The sequence below is a fragment of the Mycobacterium sp. genome (genome assembly GCF_032159765.1).
Taxonomy (GTDB): domain Bacteria; phylum Actinomycetota; class Actinomycetes; order Mycobacteriales; family Mycobacteriaceae; genus Mycobacterium.
Genome location: NZ_JAVHWM010000043.1, coordinates 11505 through 27596, shown reverse-complemented (window position 1 = coordinate 27596; position 16092 = coordinate 11505). Strand labels below are relative to the sequence as shown.

Sequence of the window (16092 nt, the reverse complement as noted above, 5' to 3'; positions counted from 1 at the left end):
TCAACCCGGACACCGGCAAGGCCTACATGCACGTCGACGAGTGCTGGTACTGCGGGCCGTGCGCGGCTCGATGCCCCACCGGCGCGGTCACCGTCAACATGCCCTATCTCATCCGCTAAAGGACCCCCGACATGAAAAGACCACTCTTTCGTCTCGCCGCTAGTGCGGCCGTGATCGCCCTGGCCGCAACCGGTTGCTCCCTTGATTCACAGTCGAATTCATCAGACGCCGTGAACGTCGTCATCGGCTACCAGTCGAAGACCATCAACACCGTCACCGCTGGCACACTGCTCAAGGCACAGGGTTATCTGGAGAAGCGGCTCGCCGACATCACCGCACGCACGGGAACCAAGTACAACGTGCAATGGCAGGATTACGACACCGGCGCACCGATCACCGCGCAGATGGTCGCCGAGAAGATCGACATCGGCTCGATGGGTGACTATCCGCTGCTCATCAACGGCTCGAAGACGCAGGCCAACGAAAAAGCCAAGACCGAACTGGTCTCGGTCACCGGCTACAACGCCAAGGGCGGGTTGAACGGCGTTGTCGTCAAGCCTGATTCAACCGCAGCGGTGCTGGCGGATCTCAAGGGCCAGAAGATCTCGGCCAGTGTCGGTTCGGCGGGCCACGGCATGTTGGTTCAGGCTCTGCAGCGAGCCGGTGTCGACCCCAGGACCGGTGTCGAGGTGCTCAACCAGCAGCCGCAGGTCGGTGGGTCCGCACTGGAAGCCGGTCAAGTGCAGGCACTTTCGCAGTTCGTCGCTTGGCCCGGGCTATTGGTCTATCAGAACAAGGCCAAACTGCTCTATGACGGGGCCGAGCTGAACGTGCCCACGTTCCACGGCGTCGTCGTCCGTCGCGACTACGCCAAGCAACATCCCGAAGTGCTCGACGCGTTCCTGCAAGCGCAGCTCGATGCCACGGACTTCATCCGCCAGCAGCCGCTGAAGGCAGCCGAGATCGTCGCGCAGGGTGCCGGGCTTCAGCAGGAGGTCGTGTACCTGTACAACGGGCCCGGCGGCACGTCGTCGTTCGACACGACGCTCAAGCCGTCGCTCGTCGCAGCGTTGAAAGACGACGTGACGTACCTGAAGTCGATCGGCGACTTCGCAGATCTCGACATCGATCAGTTCGTCCAGGAAGGTCCGCTGCAGGCCGCATTCAAGGCGCGGAACGTGGACTACAACACGGCGAAGGCGGCGACTGCCAACCCGTCGGCGGTCGGCGGAACAGACCCGGTGTGCAACACGCCCGTCACCGATCCGGCACTGGCCAGCGAGGTTTGGGTGAGCGGTTCGGACAAGACGCAGCCGGCGGCGAACCCGACGTGCTTGCTGCGGGCGGTCCGTGACGCGACCGGCCGTGGTGCGACAGTGAGAGCGGCATACGTGCCCGACACCGAGTTGGGCACCAGGTGGTTCGCCGACCACGCCGCCTGGGTCCGTGACGGCCAGAACTATTTGCCGTTCAGCACGACTGCCGCAGCGAAGCGCTACCTCGCGGCACACCCGAGTAGTACGTCGGTCGATTACCAGCAAGCGGTCGCAGGCGTCGTATGACGACCATCGACGCGACCGTCCCCGCCTCGGTGGAGGCGTACGTGCCGGTGGAGCGGCCGCCTGTTCGGCATCGGTCGGGAACAGTGTGGTCGCGCCGGTTGCTCCGGCTCGCGTCGATCGTGCCCGCGGTCGGCGTCTGGCAACTCCTGACGGCCAACCACGTTCGACTCTGGGTCCGGTTCGACACGCTGCCGACCGTCACCGAGATCGCGTCTGCCTTAGCCAAAAAGGTTGGCACCGATGACTACTGGCTGGACCTCGGGCAATCGCTGATCAGGATCCTCACGGGCTTCGGGTTGGCTGCGGTCGTCGGGGTCGTGACCGGGATCATGCTCGGCCGGTCGACGCTGTTCGCCGACACGTTCGGGCCGCTCACCGAGCTGGCACGACCCATTCCCGCGATCGCCCTTGTGCCGGTGGCGATCCTGATGTTTCCCACCGATGAGGCCGGCATCGTCTTCATCACTTGCCTGGCCGCCTACTTCCCGATCATGGTGAGTACACGCCACGCCGTCCGTGCGCTGCCGACGATCTGGGAGGACTCGGTGCGCACGCTCGGCGGCGGTCGGTGGGATGTGTTGCGCCAGGTGGTGCTGCCAGGCATCCTTCCCGGCCTGTTCGGCGGTCTGTCGGTGGGGATGGGCGTCGCGTGGATCTGTGTCGTTTCCGCGGAGATGATCTCGGGACGCCTAGGCGTGGGGTATCGCACCTGGCAGGCGTACACGGTGCTCGCATACCCGGCTGTGTTCGTCGGGATCATCACGATCGGCGTGCTTGGCTTCACCACCGCCGCGGCCGTAGAGGTGCTCGGACGGCGCGCGACGCGATGGCTGCCCAGAGGCGAGGAGACGGTCCGATGACCGCAACGGTCGCCGTCGGCATGCGTCTGGAACTCGACGGTGTGCAGTTGTCGTACAACGGATCTCCGGTGGTCGACGGTCTGAGTCTGGCGGTCGAGCCCGGTGAGATCCTGGTCCTGACCGGCCCATCGGGCTGCGGGAAGTCGACGGTGCTGCGGGCGTTCGCCGGGCTATTGTCGCCTGCGACCGGTCGCGTGCTGGCCGACGGCGCCGAGGTCGTCACGACATCGCGCGACCGCGGAATGATATTCCAGGACAGCGCTCTGTTGCCGTGGCGCAGCGTCAGGTCCAACATCGAGCTCGCGTTGAGGCTGCGCGGTGAGCCCCGTGCCAGCCGCCGGGCGCGTGCGGATCGGTGGATCGCCGAAGTCGGCCTCGACGGGTTCGCCGATTACCTCCCGAAAAGGCTCTCGGGCGGCATGCGCCAGCGTGTGCAACTGGCCCGCGGATTGGCGGGCGCTCCTCGCGCTGTGCTGATGGACGAGCCGTTCGGAGCACTCGACAGCCAGACCCGCCAAGCAATGCAACGACTGCTGATCGCGACGTGGGAGGCGCACCCGACGACGATCGTGTTCGTCACCCACGATGTCGACGAAGCCGTGGCGCTCGGCGACCGGGTCGCCGTGATGGATCGCGACGGCGCGCTGCGAACACTGATCGACGTGCCGAACCCGCGTACCGGTGAGCTCGCGCAGCGCGAGGAGCTCAAGCCCAGAATTCTTGCAGCTTTAGATCACTCGGCCATCTGATGCACCCTCCTGACCCTTCCGATCCGACCCGGCTCGACTGCGACGTTCTCGTGATCGGCGGCGGAACCGCCGGAATCATGGCGGCGCTGACGGCCGCGGAACATGGCGCGCAGGTGCTGTTGCTCGACAAGGCGCACGTGCGCCACTCCGGTGCGCTGGCGATGGGCATGGACGGCGTCAACAATGCGGTGATCCCAGGCAAGGCGAACCCGGAGGACTACGTCGCGGAAATCACCCGGGCCAACGACGGAATCGTCAACCAGCGCACCGTGTACCAGACCGCGACCCGAGGATTCGCGATGGTGCAGCGTCTCGAGCGCTACGGCGTGAAATTCGAGAAGGACGAGCACGGCGAGTACGCGGTCCGGCGGGTGCATCGATCCGGTTCGTACGTGCTTCCGATGCCGGAGGGCAAGGACATCAAGAAGGCCCTCTACCGCGTGCTGCGGCAACGCACGATGCGCGAGAAGATCCGCATCGAAAACCGCGTGATGCCAGTGAGGGTGCTGACGGACTGCCAGGGCGAGCGAAGCGACGGGAAAGGCTTTGGTCGAGCTGTTGGAGCCGCCGGGTTCAACACGCGGACAGGTGAATTCGTCGCAGTAGCCGCGAAGGCGGTGGTTCTCGCGGCGGGCGCGTGCGGACGCCTCGGCCTGCCGGCGTCGGGATATCTCTATGGCACCTACGAGAATCCCACCAACGCAGGCGATGGCTACTCGATGGCGTACCACGCGGGTGCGGAGCTCTCGGGCATCGAGTGCTTCCAGGTCAATCCGTTGATCAAGGACTACAACGGCCCGGCTTGCGCGTACGTGGCCAATCCCTTCGGCGGGTATCAAGTGAACGCGCAGGGGGAGCGGTTCGTCGACTCGGACTACTGGTCGGGTCAGATGATGGCCGAGGTCAAGGAGGAGATCGAATCCGCGCGCGGCCCAATCTATCTGAAGTTATCTCATCTGCCGGATGAGACGCTGACCGCGCTGGAGAACATCTTGCACACCACCGAGCGGCCGACGCGGGGCACCTTCCATGCGAACCGCGGGCACGACTACCGCACCCATGACGTCGAGATGCACATCTCCGAAATCGGTTTGTGCAGTGGCCATTCTGCGTCAGGAGTGTGGGTCGACGAGCACGCGCGCACGACAGTGCCCGGGCTGTATGCGGCGGGCGATATGGCCTGCGTGCCGCACAACTACATGATCGGCGCATTTGTGTACGGGGATCTCGCCGGAGAGCATGCGGCGTCAACATTATCTGAGGTCGACGCGCCCGGGTCCTTGCCAACCGATCAGCTGCGGGATGCGCATGAGCTGATCTACCGGGCGCTGCGCCATCCCGACGGCCCGCCACAGCCGCAGGTCGAGTACAAGTTACGTAGGTTTGTCAACGACTATGTGGCGCCGCCGAAAACAGCTGCGAAGCTGTCGATAGCGGTGCAGACGTTCGAGCGCATGCGCGACGAGGTCGCAGAGATCGGGGCGCGGACACCCCACGAGCTGATGCGGGCAGTCGAGGTGGCGTTCATTCGCGATTGCGCCGAGATGGCCGCGCGGGCGTCGCTGACCCGCAGTGAATCTCGATGGGGTCTCTACCACGAGCGCGCCGATCTACCTGACCGCGACGACGAGCGGTGGAACTACCACCTGAACCTGCGTAAGGGCGGCGACGGGTCCATGGAGTTCGTCAAACGCCCGGTCGCGCCGTACTTCGTGCCAGTGCCAGGCTTCGATCACGTGCCGTCGTCTCACCCGCCGGTGCGGGTCGAGCAGCCACCACTTGCCAGCGGCCAGGCGCCCGGCTCCCAACGGTCCCGGGTGCCCCAGGACTCGACCGCGCCGCCCCCCTCTCCGCGGATCGCCGAAGTGCTGGCGTTGGAGTCACCCGCCCTTGATGAACTGACGCAATACCTGGCGGATCCAGACAACGGCGTGCGCCGTACGGCCGTCGCGACGCTCGTCGAAAATCTGCCCGACGGATACGAGCCGGCGCTGCTGACCGCGCTCGCTGATCGCGACGCCGGTGTTCGGCGCGCTGCCGCCGACGGCTTCCGCGAGCTCGTCGAGGTGCTATCCCGGCCGGAAGGCATTGCGGCACAACTATCGTCGGCCGATGCCTGGGTCCGGGCCGCTGCCGTTTACGTGGTGAGCTCACGACGAGTGGGGGGTGCCAAGGCGTTCCGGCGTGCCTTGGCCGACGACGACCATCGGGTGCGAACCGAAGCGGTTCGCGCGCTGGTGTCGGTCGATGATTCTCACGGCGTCGCACTCGCGGCCGCCGACGAGAACCGGGAAGTCCGGATCGCCGCGGCGAACGGATTGGCGACGCTGCAGGCGGGTGTGCAGGTGGTTCGACGCCTCGTCGGCGACGGGGATCCGTTGGTGCGTGCGGCCGCGCTGGCGGCGCTCGGTTCAGTCGGTTTCGACGATGGCGACGTTCCCGCGGTCGAGAAGGCATTGTCGGAACCGGCGTGGCAGATCCGCGAGGGCGCGGCACGCGCACTGTCCGGCGCGACGCCGGAGGTGGCGGTGCCCGCGTTGACCCGAGCGCTGAATGACCCACACCTCGATGTGCGCAAAGCTGCCGTCCTGAGCCTGACCCGTTGGGCGGCAACCGAAGACGATGCGCAGCGCGCCCTGAGTACCGCGCTCGACGACCGCGACGCGGATGTCCGCGCTTACGCCCGTCGGGCGATGGCATCCGCGTGCTGAGGGCGCCGACCAACCCCTACGTTCGCCGCGCGGTGAACGCGCTGCCGGTGCCCTCGACGGCAAATCCGCGGCGGCCGAGTCGCTGCCGAAAGAACTCCGCGGACAGCGTGCTCTTCAGCCGCGTTCCGTAATCGCGTGAGAAAACCCGCATTTGGGGCAGCACCGCCGGCGCAACTGCGGTGTCCGGCACCGGGGTGAACGTGATCGTCGTACCGTTCGCTGCGGATGTGGCGAACTCGTACTCGAGCAATGGGGTCCACGTGTTCGCGTGCTTCACCGACACCGAGCCGTCAGGCTCCTCCCGCCATACCTCGCCGCGGTTGAAGAACGGAATGAGGTTGTACCACAGCAGAAGCAGGCCCGGGACCAGCAACAGAAAAAGTGCGTACGCGTGGGTTTTTTCGAGCTCGGCGTCATACGTGCCGCGGGTGAAGATCTCGACAAACCAGCCGACGATGAAGCGGCCGATGTCGTGCACCACCTCACCGAATGTCGCTCTCCCCGTCGACAAGTCGTAGACGATCGGCCCTGTTGCCGCGACGCCGCCGACCGTCAGGATCGCCCCGAATATCACCAGGCCCCAACTGGTTTGGGAGGAGAACTCACCGCGAACGTGAACCGGCTCGGTCAGCTCGTACTTGGGTGGTCCCAGCGGTTTTGCCATACACCAGATGCTGATCCCGATGGCGGCGGCCAGCGCAAGCCACTCCAACCCGGAAAACGAGGTTCGCTGGGAGTTCACGATCGCCGGCCCGAGGAAGGTCAGCCACGCTATCCAGCGCAGCGCACGCTGCCAGCCCGTGAGCCGGCGTTCGGAGGTCTCCTCCGGTCCGACCTGCCCGGGGACGTCCTCGTGCTGCGGTTCGCGCAATTCCTCTGTCACTCAAGATTCCAGGGCATCGTAGGTGCGCCGCACGAACTTGGGCAGTGCAGCCGTTAGCCTCGCCTGCGACGTGTTCCCGGCGACCGCTGCGGCCGCGTCGGTCTCCATCGTCGGATGGTTCTGCACCAGATAGATCAGGATCCGCTCGACCGTCGGGTCGGCCTGCCACCACGTGCCGAACGCGCCCGGCCAACCGAAGGTGCCAACACCGCCCGGTCCGAACAGCGGCCGCGACTTCGCAGGATCCGTCACGACCGACAGCCCCAACCCGAATCCTCGGCCCACCCAGTAAGGCGAGCCGAGGAACGGCTGCCGCATCTGTTCGTCGGTCAGCCGGTTGGTCCGCATCAGGCGCACGGAATCGCTCGACAGCATCCGCGTTCCGTCGACCTCACCGTCGGCCAGCAGCATTCTCGCGAATACCAGGTAGTCGTCGACGGTGGAGAACAGTCCACCGCCGCCCTGGCAGAAAGGCGGTGGGGTGATCCGCGGCGGCCCGATCTTGTCGTGGCTGAGCTGGCCGTCTTGATCCAGCGTGTACATCGTTGCCGTCCGGCGCCGACCCTCGGGAGTGACGAAGAACCCGGTGTCGCGCATCCCCAGCGGTTCGAAGATTCGCTCAGCCAGCACCTCGTGAAGGTCCTTGCCGTCGATCCGCGACAGGATGATGCCCAGCACTTCGGTGGCGTGGCTGTAGGTCATCCGCTCGCCGGGCTGGCTGACCAGAGGCAATTCCGCAAGCTCGGCGAGCCACCGATCCGGATGCTGGCGCAGCGGAAGACGCAGGTAGGCCTGGGCCAGCGGCCCGGTGACCGAGAACGCATAGGCCAGGCCGCTGCGGTGGGTGAGCAGATCGTCGACGGTGATCGGCCGCTGCGCCGGGCTCGTCTTGTCCAGCCGGCCACGGTGATCGTCGAGAACCCGCATCTCGGCGAACTCGGGCAGCCACCGGGTGACCGGATCATCGAGCGCCACCTTGCCCTCGTCGACGAGCATCATCGCCGCGGCGGTAGTGATCGGCTTGCTCATCGACGCGATCCGGAAAATCGTGTCGCGCTGCATCGGTGTCCGGGCTTCGACGTCGCGATATCCTAACTCGTTGAGCTGCAGCACTTCTCCGCGCTGCCAGACCATGGTCACCGCACCGGAGAGCGCACCGCCGTCGACCGCTTCGCGGATCGAGGCCTGGTTGCTGTCGAGGTGCATCGCCCCGACGTTATCAGCGCCGCCGCGCGCCCGGCTGTGACCTGTCAGCGACAGTCCAAACTCGGGTGATATTGCCCCGTGGTGCCACCCTGACGGCGGACGCCAACCAGAAGGATCCGGCCACGTTCGCGAAGGTGTGCACCACCCGAGAGCGTGTGTTCACGGCGTGCTGATGTCCGCTCCCCGACACGCTCGGTGGTAGGCTCCCGTGAGTTTGGCGTCCTTTAACGATCCGTCCCGAGAGGCGGAGAAGGAGGTCCAGGTCGCATATGGGCGATACCGCCGACCGGGAGCTGATGTCCGCTGCGGACGTCGGTAGGACCGTTTCCCGCATCGCTCATCAGATCATCGAGAAGACCGCGCTCGACGGCGCCGATGCGCCTCGCGTGATCCTGCTCGGCATTCCCACCCGCGGGGTCGCGCTGGCCGCGCGGCTCGCGGAGAAGATCCAGGAGTTCTCCGGGATGACGGTGCCGCACGGCGCCCTGGACATCACGCTGTATCGGGACGACCTCAACTTCAAACCCCCACGCGCGCTGGCTGAGACGACCATTCCGGACGGCGGCGTGGACGACACGGTCGTGGTGCTCGTCGACGACGTCCTGTACTCGGGGCGCACGGTGCGCGCCGCACTCGACGCCCTGCGCGACGTCGGCAGGCCGCGAGCAGTGCAGCTCGCCGTGTTCGTCGACCGCGGCCACCGCGAATTGCCGCTGCGCGCCGACTATGTCGGCAAGAATGTGCCCACCTCCCGCAGTGACAACGTCAAGGTGCGGCTGACTGAACACGACGGGTACGACGGCGTGAAGATTGCATCCCACGGAGGTCCAGTGCGATGACTCCCCGACACCTCCTTTCCGCGGGCGACCTGAGCCGCGACGACGCGACGGCCATCCTCGACGACGCCGATCACTTCGCCCAGGCGCTGCTCGGCCGCGAGGTCAAGAAGCTCCCAACGCTGCGCGGCCGCACGATCATCACGATGTTCTACGAGAACTCCACCCGCACCCGGGTGTCGTTCGAAGTGGCCGGCAAGTGGATGAGTGCCGACGTGATCAACGTCAGCGCGACGGGTTCGTCGGTGAGTAAGGGAGAGTCGCTGCGCGACACCGCCTTGACATTGCGGGCCGCCGGCGCCGACGCGCTGATCATCCGGCACTCGGCTTCGGGGGCGGCGCAGCAGCTCGCCGACTGGACGGCCACCGATGACGGGGGCGGTCCTGCTGTCATCAACGCCGGCGACGGCACCCACGAGCATCCGACGCAGGCGCTGCTGGATGCGCTGACCCTGCGGCAGCGGCTCGGCGGCATCGAGGGCAGGCGCGTGGTGATCGTCGGCGATGTTCTGCACAGTCGCGTGGCACGGTCCAACGTGCTGCTGCTGCACACGCTCGGAGCCGAAGTCGTGCTCGTAGCACCACCCACGCTTCTGCCGGTCGGTGTGAGCGGCTGGCCGGTGACGGTTTCCCACGACCTCGATGCCGAATTGCCGGCCGCCGACGCGGTGTTGATGCTTCGCGTGCAGGCCGAGCGGATGACTGGCGGCTTCTTCCCGTCCGCGCGGGAGTACTCGATCCTTTACGGCCTTTCCGAGCGGCGGCAGGCGCTGCTTCCCGGTCATGCAGTGGTGCTGCATCCAGGTCCCATGGTGCGCGGCATGGAGATCTCCTTCTCGGTGGCGGATTCGCCGCAATCCGCTGTGCTGCAGCAGGTTTCCAACGGCGTGCACGTGCGGATGGCGGTGCTGTTCCACCTGCTGGTCGGCTCGGACGTGGCGGTCACCGCATGAGCGTGCTGATTCGCGCCGTGCGGCGCTACGGCGAAGGCGACCAGGTCGACGTGCTCGTCGATGACGGCCAGATCGCCGAGATCGGTTCTCGCCTCGAGGTACCCGAAGACGCCGACGTGATCGACGCGACCGGGCAGGTGCTGCTGCCGGGGTTCGTCGACCTGCACACACATCTGCGCGAGCCTGGCCGCGAGTATGCGGAAGACATCGAAACCGGTTCGGCAGCAGCGGCATTGGGCGGCTACACCGCGGTCTTCGCGATGGCGAACACCAATCCGGTCGCCGACAGCCCCGTCGTCACCGACCATGTGTGGCAGCGCGGGCAGCAGGTCGGGCTCGTCGACGTCCACCCGGTCGGCGCCGTCACTGTGGGGCTGGAGGGTAGGCAGCTCACCGAGATGGGACTGATGAATGCCGGTGCGGGCCAGGTGCGGATCTTCTCCGACGACGGCGTGTGTGTGCACGATCCGATGGTCATGCGCCGGGCGCTGGAATATGCAACCGGGCTCGGGGTGCTCATCGCCCAGCATGCCGAGGAGCCGCGGCTGACCGTAGGCGCCATCGCACACGAGGGGCCCAACGCTGCGCTGCTGGGGCTATCCGGTTGGCCGCGTGCCGCCGAGGAGTCGATCGTGGCTCGCGACGCACTGCTGGCGCGCGACGCGGGAGCGCGGGTACACATCTGCCACGCATCCACAGCCGGCACCGTCGAGATCCTCAGATGGGCCAAGGCGCAGGGTATTTCGATCACCGCCGAGGTGACCCCGCACCACCTACTGCTCGACGACACCCGACTGACGTCATACGACGGCCGCAACCGGGTGAACCCGCCGCTGCGTGAAGCCTCCGATGCCGAGGCGTTGCGGCAGGCCCTCGTCGACGGCGTGATCGACTGCGTGGCCACCGACCACGCGCCGCATGCGGAGCACGAGAAGGTCTGCGAGTTCGCGAACGCACGCCCTGGCATGCTCGGACTGCAGACGGCGCTCTCGGTGGTGGTGCGGACGATGCTCGAGCCGGGGCTTCTGACGTGGCGCGACGTGGCCCGGATACTGAGCGAGAACCCAGCGCGCATCGCCGGTTTGCCCGACCAGGGGCGTCCGCTCGAGGTCGGCGAGCCCGCCAACCTGATCGTCGTCGATCCCGACGCGACGTGGACGGTGCGCGGCTCCGACCTTGCGAGCCGATCGGACAACACTCCTTACGAGTCGATGACACTGCCGGCCACCGTCACGGCGACGATGTTGCGTGGCAAGGTGACTGCGCGGGACGGGAAATGTCCCGCATGAACACTCCTACGCTCATCGCCTCCCTAGCCGTGGCGGCACTGCTTGCGCTCGTGGCAGGTCTGGCGATTCGCGGGGTATTTCGAGGCATGCTGCGCCGGGCGCGGCAGCAGGCGGAGCTGATTGGACGTCTACCGGCGCTGCCCGACACCGTCGGGCCGCCGATCGTCGCGCCGACCTCCGGCCTGTATGTCGGCAGCACGCTGGCGCCGCGCTGGCTGGATCGAATCATGGTGGGGGATCTCGGATCCCGCAGCAAGGCCGTCCTGACCCGCCATCCCGAAGGCATCGTGGTGAAACGCAGCGGTGCCGACCCGATCTGGATCCCGCAGGAATCCATCTCTGCGATCCGAACCGAGCCCGGTCTCGCCGGCAAGGTCGTCCCGCCGGACGGCATCCTTGCGATCCGGTGGCGGCTGCCCTCGGGAACGGAGATCGACACGGGGTTCCGCGGCGACGACCGAGGCAGATACACGGAGTGGCTGAAGAAGGACGCGGACGCGAGGAGCGACAACGACGCGGACGCGAGGAGCGACAACACGGGAGAGACGACGTGAGCAAGGCGGCGCTGGTCTTAGAAGACGGCCGGGTATTCACCGGGACACCGTTCGGCGCAGTCGGCGAAACGCTCGGCGAGGCAGTGTTTTCGACCGGGATGTCCGGGTACCAGGAGACACTCACCGACCCGAGCTATCACCGCCAGATCGTCGTCGCGACCGCGCCGCAGATCGGCAACACCGGCTGGAACCACGAGGACGCCGAAAGCCGCGGCGACAGAATCTGGGTCGCGGGCTACGCGGTGCGCGACCCGTCACCGCGAGCGTCGAACTGGCGCGCCACCGGCACTCTCGACGACGAACTCGTCCGCCAGGGGATCGTCGGCATCGCGGGGATCGACACCCGCGCGGTGGTCCGCCACCTGCGCACGCGCGGCTCGATGAAGGCGGGCATCTTCTCAGGTGATGTTCTCCCCGACGCCGACACCCTGCTGCAGCGGGTCCGCGGACAGGCACCCATGCTCGGCGCCGATCTGGCTGGCGAGGTGAGCACCGACGACGGCTATATCGTTGAACCCGAAGGTGCGCATAGGTTTACGGTCGCCGCACTCGATCTCGGTATCAAGACGAACACGCCGCGCAACTTCGCCCGCCGCGGTATCCGCAGTCACGTGCTGCCGTCATCGGTGACGTTCGAACAGATCGCCGACCTGAAGCCTGACGGCGTGTTCCTGTCGAACGGTCCGGGCGATCCCGCCACCGCCGACCATGTCGTCGGCGTCACCCGCGAGGTGATCGGAGCCGGAATTCCGTTGTTCGGCATCTGTTTCGGCAACCAGATCCTCGGCCGCGCGCTGGGCCGGTCGACCTACAAGATGACGTTCGGGCATCGGGGCATCAACATCCCGGTGATCGACCACGCCACCGGCCGCGTGGCGGTCACGGCCCAAAATCACGGGTTCGCGCTCGAGGGTGAGGCGGGGGAGAGGTTCGACACGGAATTCGGGGCCGCCGTCGTCAGCCACACCTGCGCCAATGACGGCGTCGTCGAGGGCATCAAACTCATTGACGGACAGGCATTCTCAGTGCAATACCATCCGGAGGCGGCCGCTGGGCCCCACGATGCGAACTACCTGTTCGACCAGTTCGTCGACCTGATGTCGGGAGAGCGCTAATGCCGCGGCGCACTGACCTCAACCACGTGCTGGTCATCGGGTCGGGGCCGATCGTCATCGGGCAGGCCTGTGAATTCGACTACTCGGGAACGCAGGCCTGCCGGGTGTTGCGCGCCGAGGGGCTGCAGGTCAGCCTCGTCAACTCCAACCCGGCGACGATCATGACCGACCCGGAGTTCGCCGACCATACCTACATTGAGCCGATCACCCCGGCGTTCGTCGAGCGCGTCATCAAGCAGCAAGCCGAGCGCGGCAACAAGATCGACGCGTTGTTGGCCACGCTGGGCGGGCAGACCGCGCTGAACACCGCTGTCGCTCTCTACGAGAACGGCGCGCTCGAGCGCTACGGGGTGGAGCTGATCGGCGCCGACTTCGACGCGATCCAGCGCGGCGAGGACCGCCAGCGGTTCAAGGACATCGTCGCCAAAGTCGGCGGCGAATCAGCGCGCTCCCGGGTGTGTTTCACGATGGAGGAAGTCACCGAAACGGTCGAGGAACTGGGCCTGCCGGTCGTGGTCAGGCCGTCCTTCACGATGGGCGGTCTCGGCTCGGGGATGGCCCATAGCGTCGAGGAGGTCCGCCGGATGGCCGGCGACGGGCTCGCCGCGTCGCCGAGCGCCAACGTGCTGATCGAGGAATCGATATTCGGCTGGAAGGAATTCGAACTCGAGCTGATGCGCGACGGCCACGACAACGTCGTCGTCGTCTGTTCGATCGAGAACCTCGACCCGATGGGCGTACACACCGGCGACTCCGTCACGGTCGCGCCGGCGATGACGCTGACCGACCGCGAGTACCAGAAGATGCGCGATCTGGGCATCGCGATCCTGCGCGAAGTCGGCGTCGACACAGGCGGGTGCAACATCCAGTTCGCAGTCGACCCCACCGACGGCCGGCTGATCGTGATCGAGATGAATCCGCGCGTGTCGCGGTCGAGTGCGCTGGCGTCGAAGGCCACCGGCTTCCCGATCGCGAAGATCGCAGCGAAGCTGGCGATCGGCTACACGCTCGACGAGATTCTCAACGACATCACCAAAGAGACCCCTGCCTGCTTCGAGCCCACCCTCGACTACGTCGTGGTGAAGGCGCCGCGGTTCGCTTTCGAGAAGTTCCCAGGCGCGGACCCCACGTTGACCACCACGATGAAGTCAGTTGGTGAGGCAATGTCGTTGGGCCGCAACTTCATCGAGGCCCTTGGCAAGGTGATGCGGTCCCTGGAAACCACCAAGGCCGGGTTCTGGACGGGCCCGGATCCAGACGGCGGCGTCGAGGGAGCTTTGGAACGCCTGAAGACGCCCGGCGAAGGCAGGCTTTACGACATCGAGTTGGCGCTGCGGCTCGGTGCGTCGGTGGAACAGGTGTCGGAAGCCTCGCGGGTCGACCCGTGGTTCGTCGAGCAGATCTCCGGCCTCACGTCACTGCGAACCGAACTGATCGACGCGCCGGTGCTCGACGCCGACCTGCTGCGCCACGCCAAGCACAGCGGGCTTTCGGATCGCCAGATCGCCTCTCTGCGGCCGGAATTGGCTGGCGAGGTCGGAGTGCGCGCACTGCGCAACCGGCTCGGCATCCATCCTGTGTACAAGACCGTCGACACCTGCGCCGCGGAGTTCGAGGCGACGACGCCGTACCACTACAGCAGCTACGAACTCGACGCCGCCGCCGAGACCGAAGTCGCACCGCAGACCACAAGGCCGAAGGTGCTCATTCTCGGGTCAGGGCCGAACAGGATCGGGCAGGGCATCGAGTTCGACTACAGCTGTGTGCACGCGGCAACCACATTGAGTCAGGCCGGCTTCGAGACCGTCATGGTCAACTGCAACCCCGAGACCGTCTCCACCGATTACGACACCGCCGACCGCCTGTATTTCGAGCCGCTGACGTTCGAGGATGTGCTCGAGGTGTATTACGCCGAATCCGCTTCGGGCGCAGGCGGTCCCGGTGTCCAGGGAGTGATCGTGCAACTCGGCGGCCAGACCCCGCTCGGCCTGGCGCAGCGGCTCGAGGACGCGGGAGTGCCGATCGTCGGCACCAGCCCGAAGGCCATCAACTCGGCCGAGGACCGCGGCGTGTTCGGCGAGGTGCTCAGCGACGCCGGGCTGCCCGCACCCAAGTACGGCACCGCCACCAGCTTCGAGCACGCCCGAAAGATCGCGGCAGAAATCGGCTATCCCGTGCTCGTGCGTCCGTCGTACGTCCTCGGCGGACGCGGCATGGAGATTGTCTACGACGACGAGACGCTGCACGGCTACATCACCCGCGCCACTGAGTTGTCGCCTGAACATCCGGTGCTGGTGGACCGGTTCCTGGAGGACGCGATCGAGATCGACGTCGACGCGCTGTGCGACGGCGCGGAGGTCTACATCGGCGGAATCATGGAGCACATCGAGGAAGCGGGCATTCACTCCGGCGACTCGGCCTGCGCGCTGCCGCCAGTGACGTTGGGCCGCAGTGACATCGAGAAGGTCCGCCATTCCACAGAAGCGATCGCCTTCGGGATCGGCGTCGTCGGCTTGCTGAACGTGCAGTACGCGCTGAAGGACGACGTCCTGTACGTCCTGGAGGCCAACCCGCGCGCGAGCCGGACCGTGCCGTTCGTCTCCAAAGCCACCGCTGTGCCACTGGCCAAGGCGTGCGCGCGGATCATGCTGGGCGCCAGCATCACCCAGCTCCGCGAAGAAGGTGTTCTGGCGCGCACCGGAGACGGCGCCACAGTGGCGGCAGATGCGCCCATCGCGGTCAAGGAGGCGGTGCTGCCGTTCAACCGATTCCGTCGGGCGGACGGATCGGGTGTGGACTCGCTGCTGGGACCGGAGATGAAATCCACTGGCGAGGTGATGGGCATCGATCACGACTTCGGCAGCGCGTTCGCCAAGAGCCAGACAGCGGCGTATGGCTCACTCCCCAGCCACGGCACGGTGTTCGTGTCGGTGGCCAACCGCGACAAGCGGTCGCTGGTGTTCCCCGTGAAGCGGCTGGCCGACCTGGGGTTCCGGGTGCTGGCGACGGCGGGCACCGCGGAGATGTTGCGGCGCAACGGAATTCCATGTGACGAGGTGCGCAAGCACTTCGAGCCGCCCAGTGAGGACCGGCCCAAGCTGTCGGCCGTCGACGCGATCAAGGCCGGGGAGGTGGACATGGTGATCAACACCCCGTACGGCAACTACGGACCACGCATCGACGGATACGAAATCCGTTCCGCGGCAGTGTCGATGAACATTCCGTGCGTGACAACGGTACAGGGTGCGTCGGCGGCCGTGCAGGGCATCGAGGCCGGCATCCGCGGTGACATCGGGGTGATGTCGCTGCAGGAGCTGCACAGCACGCTCAGCAATGGCAGGCACTAGACGGTGATGAGCGCTTGCGCGAAGAGC

General features: G+C 66.5%; 13 protein-coding genes. 11 read left to right on the top strand and 2 right to left on the bottom strand.

Features of this window, described 5'->3' with window-relative positions; translation table 11 throughout:
- From QOH60_RS04925 to QOH60_RS04905, 5 genes are all read left to right on the top strand, one after another.
- On the top strand, positions 1 to 119 hold a 119-nt coding region (locus tag QOH60_RS04925), incomplete at its 5' end, for a 4Fe-4S binding protein (protein ID WP_526417700.1).
- A gap of 12 nt (positions 120 to 131) precedes the next feature.
- Positions 132 to 1562: an ABC transporter substrate-binding protein gene (locus QOH60_RS04920; RefSeq protein ID WP_526417694.1), complete on the top strand. Its 1431-nt coding sequence runs from the start codon at positions 132 to 134 to the stop codon at positions 1560 to 1562.
- Entirely contained in the window at positions 1559 to 2422 is an 864-nt protein-coding gene (locus QOH60_RS04915; protein WP_526417692.1) for an ABC transporter permease, read from the top strand. Before QOH60_RS04920 ends, QOH60_RS04915 begins: the two co-directional genes overlap by 4 nt.
- Complete coding sequence (locus tag QOH60_RS04910; protein ID WP_526417690.1) at positions 2419 to 3171, top strand: ABC transporter ATP-binding protein; 753 nt, start codon at positions 2419 to 2421, stop codon at positions 3169 to 3171. Before QOH60_RS04915 ends, QOH60_RS04910 begins: the two co-directional genes overlap by 4 nt.
- Positions 3171 to 5882 carry a fumarate reductase/succinate dehydrogenase flavoprotein subunit gene (locus QOH60_RS04905; protein WP_526417688.1) on the top strand — a complete coding sequence of 904 codons (2712 nt, stop codon included), beginning with the start codon at positions 3171 to 3173 and terminating at the stop codon, positions 5880 to 5882. Before QOH60_RS04910 ends, QOH60_RS04905 begins: the two co-directional genes overlap by 1 nt.
- Before the next feature lie 16 nt (positions 5883 to 5898).
- Here the strand turns inward: QOH60_RS04905 and QOH60_RS04900 are convergent, their stop codons facing one another.
- Positions 5899 to 6765, bottom strand: coding sequence for a hypothetical protein (locus QOH60_RS04900; RefSeq protein WP_526417686.1), 867 nt, complete (start codon positions 6763 to 6765; stop codon positions 5899 to 5901).
- Complete coding sequence (locus tag QOH60_RS04895; RefSeq protein WP_526417684.1) at positions 6766 to 7971, bottom strand: serine hydrolase domain-containing protein; 1206 nt, start codon at positions 7969 to 7971, stop codon at positions 6766 to 6768.
- Positions 7972 to 8240: 269 nt separating this feature from the next.
- On the opposite strand from QOH60_RS04895, the gene pyrR reads away from it, so the two are divergent.
- The 6 genes from pyrR to carB are packed head-to-tail and all read left to right on the top strand — an operon-like array spanning position 8241 to position 16065.
- A complete protein-coding gene (pyrR, locus tag QOH60_RS04890) occupies positions 8241 to 8810 on the top strand; it encodes a bifunctional pyr operon transcriptional regulator/uracil phosphoribosyltransferase PyrR (protein ID WP_526417682.1) in 570 nt (189 codons plus the stop codon).
- Positions 8807 to 9760: an aspartate carbamoyltransferase catalytic subunit gene (locus QOH60_RS04885; RefSeq protein WP_526417680.1), complete on the top strand. Its 954-nt coding sequence runs from the start codon at positions 8807 to 8809 to the stop codon at positions 9758 to 9760. The genes pyrR and QOH60_RS04885 overlap by 4 nt, the downstream gene beginning before the upstream one ends.
- Positions 9757 to 11049: a dihydroorotase gene (locus tag QOH60_RS04880; RefSeq protein WP_526417678.1), complete on the top strand. Its 1293-nt coding sequence runs from the start codon at positions 9757 to 9759 to the stop codon at positions 11047 to 11049. The genes QOH60_RS04885 and QOH60_RS04880 overlap by 4 nt, the downstream gene beginning before the upstream one ends.
- Positions 11046 to 11603, top strand: coding sequence for a PH-like domain-containing protein (locus QOH60_RS04875; protein ID WP_526417676.1), 558 nt, complete (start codon positions 11046 to 11048; stop codon positions 11601 to 11603). Before QOH60_RS04880 ends, QOH60_RS04875 begins: the two co-directional genes overlap by 4 nt.
- On the top strand, positions 11600 to 12718 hold the full coding sequence (gene carA, locus QOH60_RS04870) for a glutamine-hydrolyzing carbamoyl-phosphate synthase small subunit (protein ID WP_526417674.1): 1119 nt from the start codon (positions 11600 to 11602) through the stop codon (positions 12716 to 12718). Before QOH60_RS04875 ends, carA begins: the two co-directional genes overlap by 4 nt.
- Positions 12718 to 16065 (top strand): carbamoyl-phosphate synthase large subunit, encoded by a 3348-nt coding sequence (gene carB, locus QOH60_RS04865; RefSeq protein ID WP_526417672.1) that lies wholly within the window; start codon positions 12718 to 12720, stop codon positions 16063 to 16065. The genes carA and carB overlap by 1 nt, the downstream gene beginning before the upstream one ends.
- Positions 16066 to 16092 lie beyond the last annotated feature (27 nt).

Coding starts and splice junctions, on each gene's coding strand:
- QOH60_RS04920 (WP_526417694.1), top strand. CDS start 132: ATGAAAAGACCACTCTTTCGTCTCGCCGCTAGTGCGGCCGTGATCGCC.
- QOH60_RS04915 (WP_526417692.1), top strand. CDS start 1,559: ATGACGACCATCGACGCGACCGTCCCCGCCTCGGTGGAGGCGTACGTG.
- QOH60_RS04910 (WP_526417690.1), top strand. CDS start 2,419: ATGACCGCAACGGTCGCCGTCGGCATGCGTCTGGAACTCGACGGTGTG.
- QOH60_RS04905 (WP_526417688.1), top strand. CDS start 3,171: ATGCACCCTCCTGACCCTTCCGATCCGACCCGGCTCGACTGCGACGTT.
- QOH60_RS04895 (WP_526417684.1), bottom strand. CDS start 7,971: ATGCACCTCGACAGCAACCAGGCCTCGATCCGCGAAGCGGTCGACGGC.
- pyrR (WP_526417682.1), top strand. CDS start 8,241: ATGGGCGATACCGCCGACCGGGAGCTGATGTCCGCTGCGGACGTCGGT.
- QOH60_RS04885 (WP_526417680.1), top strand. CDS start 8,807: ATGACTCCCCGACACCTCCTTTCCGCGGGCGACCTGAGCCGCGACGAC.
- QOH60_RS04880 (WP_526417678.1), top strand. CDS start 9,757: ATGAGCGTGCTGATTCGCGCCGTGCGGCGCTACGGCGAAGGCGACCAG.
- QOH60_RS04875 (WP_526417676.1), top strand. CDS start 11,046: ATGAACACTCCTACGCTCATCGCCTCCCTAGCCGTGGCGGCACTGCTT.
- carB (WP_526417672.1), top strand. CDS start 12,718: ATGCCGCGGCGCACTGACCTCAACCACGTGCTGGTCATCGGGTCGGGG.